8 protein-coding genes are annotated in these 6,713 nt (G+C 40.6%); 6 read left to right on the top strand and 2 right to left on the bottom strand.

Going from position 1 to position 6,713, the window contains the following annotated elements; genetic code table 11:
* Nucleotides 1-349: GTP-binding protein (locus tag AAGC65_RS24020; RefSeq protein ID WP_343115002.1), on the bottom strand; the 349-nt coding region annotated here is incomplete at its 3' end.
* A 239-nt stretch (nucleotides 350-588) separates the two neighbouring features.
* Here AAGC65_RS24020 and AAGC65_RS24015 point away from each other — a divergent pair.
* The 4 genes from AAGC65_RS24015 to AAGC65_RS24000 all read left to right on the top strand — a co-directional run bounded on the left by AAGC65_RS24015 (nucleotide 589) and on the right by AAGC65_RS24000 (nucleotide 2,631).
* Nucleotides 589-927 (top strand): hypothetical protein, encoded by a 339-nt coding sequence (locus AAGC65_RS24015; RefSeq protein ID WP_343115001.1) that lies wholly within the window; start codon nucleotides 589-591, stop codon nucleotides 925-927.
* Between the two features lie 17 nt (nucleotides 928-944).
* Nucleotides 945-1,259: a hypothetical protein gene (locus AAGC65_RS24010; RefSeq protein ID WP_343115000.1), complete on the top strand. Its 315-nt coding sequence runs from the start codon at nucleotides 945-947 to the stop codon at nucleotides 1,257-1,259.
* A 40-nt stretch (nucleotides 1,260-1,299) separates the two neighbouring features.
* Nucleotides 1,300-1,950, top strand: coding sequence for a hypothetical protein (locus AAGC65_RS24005; RefSeq protein WP_343114999.1), 651 nt, complete (start codon nucleotides 1,300-1,302; stop codon nucleotides 1,948-1,950).
* A 312-nt stretch (nucleotides 1,951-2,262) separates the two neighbouring features.
* The gene (locus AAGC65_RS24000) at nucleotides 2,263-2,631 is read left to right on the top strand and encodes a hypothetical protein (RefSeq protein WP_343114998.1); all 369 of its coding nucleotides are present in this window, start codon (nucleotides 2,263-2,265) and stop codon (nucleotides 2,629-2,631) included.
* A gap of 341 nt (nucleotides 2,632-2,972) precedes the next feature.
* Here the strand turns inward: AAGC65_RS24000 and AAGC65_RS23995 are convergent, their stop codons facing one another.
* Nucleotides 2,973-3,788 carry an alpha/beta hydrolase-fold protein gene (locus tag AAGC65_RS23995; RefSeq protein WP_343114997.1) on the bottom strand — a complete coding sequence of 272 codons (816 nt, stop codon included), beginning with the start codon at nucleotides 3,786-3,788 and terminating at the stop codon, nucleotides 2,973-2,975.
* Between the two features lie 502 nt (nucleotides 3,789-4,290).
* Here AAGC65_RS23995 and AAGC65_RS23990 point away from each other — a divergent pair.
* Both AAGC65_RS23990 and AAGC65_RS23985 read left to right on the top strand, forming a co-directional pair.
* Nucleotides 4,291-4,998, top strand: coding sequence for an alpha/beta fold hydrolase (locus tag AAGC65_RS23990; RefSeq protein ID WP_343114996.1), 708 nt, complete (start codon nucleotides 4,291-4,293; stop codon nucleotides 4,996-4,998).
* A gap of 233 nt (nucleotides 4,999-5,231) precedes the next feature.
* A complete protein-coding gene (locus tag AAGC65_RS23985; RefSeq protein ID WP_343114995.1) occupies nucleotides 5,232-6,389 on the top strand; it encodes a hypothetical protein in 1,158 nt (385 codons plus the stop codon).
* Nucleotides 6,390-6,713 lie beyond the last annotated feature (324 nt).

The raw sequence follows: 6,713 nt of genomic DNA, 5'->3' as shown, positions 1-6,713 counted from the left end.
CCAAAGCCTTTTGGGTTACAAAGCGGGTTTGAGGCATGGCGCCTTCAAAAGCATCACAAAGTAATAAAACACCATCGGCCATTTTCAATACACGTTCAACCTCACCACCAAAGTCGGCGTGACCAGGGGTATCAATAATATTGATCTTAACGTCTTTATATCTTACCGATACGTTTTTTGAAACGATGGTGATACCACGCTCGCGTTCAAGATCATTATTATCCAATATCAATTCACCGGTTGATTCGTTATCCCTAAAGATGGCACAACTGTGTAATATTTTATCAACCAAAGTGGTTTTACCGTGGTCAACGTGTGCGATAATCGCAATGTTTCTTATTTTTTGCATGAAAATGCTCCCTAAAATTTGGCGCAAAGGTACGTTTAATATATTGCATTTTAAAACGTTGTCAATTTATAGGCACACATTTATGTAAAACCCATGTCAATTCATGCCTATGCTTCAGGAATTTAACATATTGAACAGGAAAACTTTGCATGAATTTAATATGGGGTTACTGCTGTTCTGAACCATCGACTTCAAATGAAGTTATTAACTTCGTCAATAAAGGGAATTACATTTACCCCATGAAAATGATGAGAGTAAATTTTGACGACGATGACTTGCAATATGCAGGAGCAGATGCAGGGGGCGGAAGTATGTATAATTATAAAAATCAGCCTTTTACCGGCACTATAGAAGAGTTTTACGCTAATGGAAATTTAGCGGGAGAAATTGAGTGTAAAAGTGGATATACCGATGGATTGCAAAGATTATACTACGTAAATGGTCAGATGCAAGAAGAGTATTATAAAAAATATAATAGGTTTTATAACAGTTATAAATATTGGGATGAAAATGGCAATCTTACACGCCACATAGAATTTGACAATAATGGAAATCAAATCAGGAGAATTGTTGGATAATGTATAGCTGAATAATTATGAGTATTAGAGTTCAATTTGACGATTTAGAATTAGTTGGGTTTGACGGAGGTGGCACTGAAATGTTTCATTACCAGGGAAAGCCTTTTACCGGAATATTGGAAACCGTAACCAATGGTATAGTATACAACGAAGAAGGATATATAAACGGGTATAAAGAGGGAATGCAAAGGACGTTTTTCTACCCAAGCGGAAACTTACATTTGGAATTTATCGTGAAAGATAATGACTACGATGGGGTATTTAAAACCTTTGATGAGAATGGCCATATAATAAATCAGACCACCTGGAAAAATGGCGTGAAAGTCACTTAACCTACCTAATCTCACGAATACATGATTAAAATTTTAAACGATGAGTACTCAAATTAAATATACCGATTACTTCGGGGTTCCGATTACTGATTTACAGCAAAGTACCTTAGTCAATTTCAAAAAATTCACCTTCGTTTCAAATGAGATTAAAATCATAGAAACATTTGAAAAAATAGAGAATATCAGTTACCTATCTGTCAAGTATTTTATAGATGCAAGTGAAAATAAACAGGACATCATCCAAAAATACGTTGAGGTGAATACTAATTCCAGTCTCACCATTTATTCCAATAAAGAACAAGCAAATGGTTTTACTTTATGGGACTGGGAGAGTTATGAAGATTCATTGCAAATAGCCTTTAAGGGAAAAGAAACATTCGATAACAAGCTAAGAACCATATTCAACTGCGCTTTTGATCGATCCACAAATTTACTATTACTGGGAGCCCGAAAATTTTATTACGGCAATCAAGTGGTAAGTCCAGGTGATGATTTATTATTAAAATTCACTTACGACGCTCACGGCAATATAGACTTAATATTTGATTCTAATGAGAACTATGGATATATCGAGGGTATATCATCAGCCGAATTCTTAGATGATGACAATCTTTCGCAAGGTGTGTTTCCACTAAGTGAACATCCATATTATCGGTCAGCATTTCCTTATTTGCCAGAAGGTGAGTTATAGTTACAAACTACAGGCATAACAATCCGAAGTCAGAGACTTCGGACAACGAAGTTCCGGGATATTCTTGGTTAAAGAATCTACAAGCCAGCCTGTCATCATTTGTCAATGCCAGAATTCATGAGCTACAAATCGGATATAATCCATTTTTATTATAATTTAAAATCTGCAAACGTTAAATTAGAATAACTCTCGCTATTCGATTCTCTGACTTTTGAACTATTATGTCAGGAATCTTCGGACAGCAGAGGGAATAATTTCTGTCGCGGAGAAAGTAATATTGGAATCAGGACATTTTAAAGCAAAATAAAGATTATGACTCATATCGATTTATATTCAGATTACATTGGCGAATTAGAAATTATTTTAACCGAAAAGAACCAAAATGGGGAGATTGTTTTTAAAGTTGATTTATGGTACGCAGATTTCACTTCACTAATGGGTTACATTCCACTACATACAGATATGCATCAGGATAGTGTGGCTTACAACTGGCAAAGAGGAGAGGGATTTTATAATATGAAAGAGTGGGAATGTAAAAGGGTTCAAGAATTTCATGATCAACTGACGGCTGTAGGTCCTTTGTCCCCTGAGGCCGGACTCAATGATGTAAAAAACGCAATACTTCAAATAAGCCTTTCGGCATTACAAAGTGGGAATAAGCTTTTTATTCAATACACTTAAAATGGCAAATAGTAAACGAAGAACTATCAGCCTATAAAAAATTAACACCAATGTCAAGCACTGCCCCTGAACCCGGGGATACTATCCCCGCTGTTCGTAGTTTTTGACTTCGACCAACGAGAGTGAAAAATCTTACACGCCATGTAGTCGCAGAGCGTACAAGATTTCTCTTCGCGCCACACACACAATTCCCCTTTGCTCATCGAAATGACATAAATTAATAAAAAATTGGTCATTTCGAACCTTCTCATAGAGGCTAAAGCCGGGCGATGGTGAGAAATCTTTTACACCATGCACATCAATTTCCTCCGCTCCCCGCTCTCTCACCCGCACCAACACCTCTATCTCCCAAACGCCCACATCAAAAACTTAGGCATGGCTTTGGCCCAGGTGGCGGTATCATGGTTGCCGCCTACTACCTCTACATATTGTATATCGGCCGGGCGGGTGTAGCCTTTAGTTTCCAGTTCTTTGATCAGGTCTATGGTATCATCAATAGAATCAATAATGCCGTTTTTGTTGCGATCGGTGGTTTCATCCTTAGTACCGGTTTGCAGCCAGAATTTGAGATTGGGTTTACCCGTTGTATTTCTGATCACCGAGTGCATAATGCGGTCTGCTTCGGTGTAGGCTTTGCCCAGGTCACGGCTCCGCCACCAGAACGAGCCTGAAAACACACCCACCTTATCAAATACAGCACTGTTATTCCAGGCAATATCAAATGCCGAAAGACCACCTAATGACGAACCCGCGTAAGCTGTTAGCTCAAAATCATCAATACCGGTTTCTGCTTTTATCTGTGGCAGCAATCCTGTAATAATAAATTGGGTGTACGCGTCGGCCCTGGAACCGCGTTTTTTAAAATCTGGGTGGCCTGCCACGCCATATTCCTGCAGCCTGTCTTCACCGGCATGTGGGGCAACTACCAGCACAGGTTTAATGCGGTTGGTATTATATAACTGCTCCAGCGTAGTTTTTATTTGTAGGTTTTCCAGCTCTTGTCCATCGTTTAACAACAGCAGACTTAGCGGCTCTGTAAGGTCATGCTCATCGGGCATTAAAAGCGTACAGGTAACCTCGCGGTTTAGCAAAGCGGAGTTTACAATTATATTTTTTTCGGTAATCGTCATTTCAGTTTCAACCCAGCCCCTGTACATCGTTATTCAAATTTAAGGGCGCAAAAGTAAAAATACTTTTGATTTTTTTGATGGCTAATCCTCTACTTTGGAGAGGATTAGCCATCAAAAAGTATAACTCTTGAATTTGCATGACATATAATTTACTCACCCGGTCTACGCTTCGCTGGACCACCCTCTCTTCGCCTGTGGCGGAGAGAGGGTAGGAAAAATGGATAAAAGATAAAAGACAAAGGAGAAGAAAATATTTCTTTCACCCTCTTTCCAGCGAAGCTGAAGAGAGGGTCGACAAGCGTAGCGATGTCGGGGTGAGTTGATAAACAACCTGATTTAATGAAACTGCCCTTTAATGGTCTATTACTCTCCTTTGAAGAGGACTTTAAACTTCACTCTTGTAATCTTTTTTAGAACCCTCTCCTTTGGAGAGGGCAGGGTGAGGCTCTTTATAACCTTTAATCAATCAAGTAGTTGTCTTTCTCAAACAAACCTCTTAACTTACAGTCACCAATAAAAGGACATTATTTTGACCGAAAGATATCACCGCTGGCACTCGCCCAACCTGAATATCCACCTGGAAATGCTGGTATTTGGCGACCGTGGCTACCCGGTGATCCTTTTCCCAACAACCAAAGGCCGCTACTACCAAAACAAAGATTGCGGGTTGATTGAAAGCGTACGCTGGTTTATTGAACAAGGCCTGGTTAAAATTTACTGCCCCGACACTATCGACGAACGTACCTGGTACGATAAAGGCATACATCCTGCTGACCGCGCCCGTAACTATACCTGGTATGATAAAATGTTGTTTGACGAACTGGTGCCCTGGGCTATGCACGAAACCGGTATAGGCAAAGTAGCGATGGCCGGCTGTAGCTTTGGCGGCTACCATGCCGCCAACTTCGCCTTTAAGCATCCCGAAAAGGTGGCGCACCTGTTTACTATGGGCGGCGCTTTTAATATTAAAATGTTTACCGACGGCTTTTATAACGACGATGTTTTTTATAATAACCCGGTTGATTTTTTACCGGGCGATAATAACCCGGAGCTCTGGAACATGAACATCATCCTCGGCACATCTGAACATGATATATGCAAGGAATATAACCTACAGTTATCAAACATTTTAGCTCAAAAAAACACTAATCATTGGTTGGATATCCGCCCAAATGCCAGCCACGACTGGCCCATCTGGCGCGAGATGTTACCGCATTATTTATCAACTATTAAATAAGAAGCAAGAGATAAGAATCAAGAGACAAGATGGAGCAAGGATAAAGTTAATTAGGGCAAGAGTTAAGAATCAAAAAATAAGAGGGAACAAGGATAAAAGACAATAGAGCAAGGAAAGGTAGTTGATCGATTTAGAGTTTAGAACTTAGGATTTAGAGTTTAGGATTTCATAATTAGAATTTAAAGCTTAGGATTTAGTATTTCCAAATATTAGCATTTAAAAACATCATCACCATGAAAAAAATAGGCATCTTATTCGGACAGGAAAATTCATTTCCTCAGGCTTTTGTTGATCGTATCAATCAAAAGGCCGAAAAAAACATCTCGGCAGAGTTTGTTCGCATTGATAAAGTGCTGCAGGCCGAACCATTGGATTACGCTGTAATTGTCGACCGCATATCGCAGGATGTGCCTTTTTACCGGTCTGCCCTCAAAAACGCCGCTATTAGTGGTACAGCCGTTATCAACAACCCTTTTTGGTGGAGCGCCGACGAAAAGTTTTTCAACAACGCGTTGGCCGTAAAGCTGGGTGTGCCCGTACCCAAAACAGTTATCCTGCCGTCAAAGGAACTTCCGGATGATACTACCGATCAATCGTTCCGCAACCTCGCTTATCCTTTAGATTGGGACGGAATATTTGACTACGTAGGTTTCCCGGCATACATGAAACCTTTTGACGGCGGTGGATGGAAAGAGGTTTACCAACTGCAAAACCGCGACGATTTTTTTGCCAAGTACGATCAAACCAAACAATATGTGATGATGCTTCAGGAAGAAGTGTTGTTTGATGATTATTTCCGCTGCTATTGCATTGGCGGCAAACATGTACGTATTATGCAGTATGAACCGCGTAATCCGCACCACCTTCGATACGAGCATGGCAAAGCGCCAGCCAGCAAAAAACTGTTAGATACTATCAAGGACTACGTGATAAAACTAAACCAGTATCTGGGTTATGACTTTAATACTGTTGAGTTTGCCGTACGGGATGGTATACCTTACGCCATTGACTTTTGTAACCCCGCACCCGATGCCGAAGTAACCAGCGTGGGCCAGGAAAATTTTGACTGGGTAGTAGAAACCGCCGCCGATTACGCCATTGAACGCGCCAAAAGCCAAAAAGATGGCCTGGATAACCTAACCTGGGGCGAGTATGTAAAAACATCAGCCGCTAAAACACCGTTGATGAATGCCAAGACTAAACCGGTTAAAGAGGATGTTTCCGTAGGCAAGGTTGATCACCCTATTGAAACTGAAGGTAAAGTTAAAAAGGTTGCAAAAGCCAAAGCTCCTGCCGAAAAAGCTGCCGCGCCGGTTAAAGCAAAGGCCAAAGAAAAAGTAAAGAAAGAGAAAGTGGTAAAAGAGAAACCACAAAAAGTAGGTAAGCTGTAATGCACACACACCGTCATCCCGAATTTATTTCGGGATCTCACATGCTTGGTTACCGATTTACTTGGCTTGTGGGGTGCTGAAACAAGTTCAGCATGACGTGGGGAGTTGTGAAGATCCAACCTTGCGCTCGTTTGTAACGAGTGCTTAACCTGGAATTGCGTTTAAAACGCAAAGGCAATGCAATCGCCCTGCCATAATAAGCACTCGTTACAAACGAGCGCAAGGGGATTTCTCCCTACGGTCGAAATGACAATAGAAGATTAGAAAAGAACCAATTATGAACGAGTTTACCTTAGGTGTTGAAGAAGAATTTATGGTGATTGA

The sequence above is a fragment of the Mucilaginibacter sp. genome, from assembly GCF_039207105.1.
Classification (GTDB): Bacteria; Bacteroidota; Bacteroidia; order Sphingobacteriales; family Sphingobacteriaceae; genus Mucilaginibacter.
This window is presented reverse-complemented; position numbering and strand designations above follow the sequence as displayed.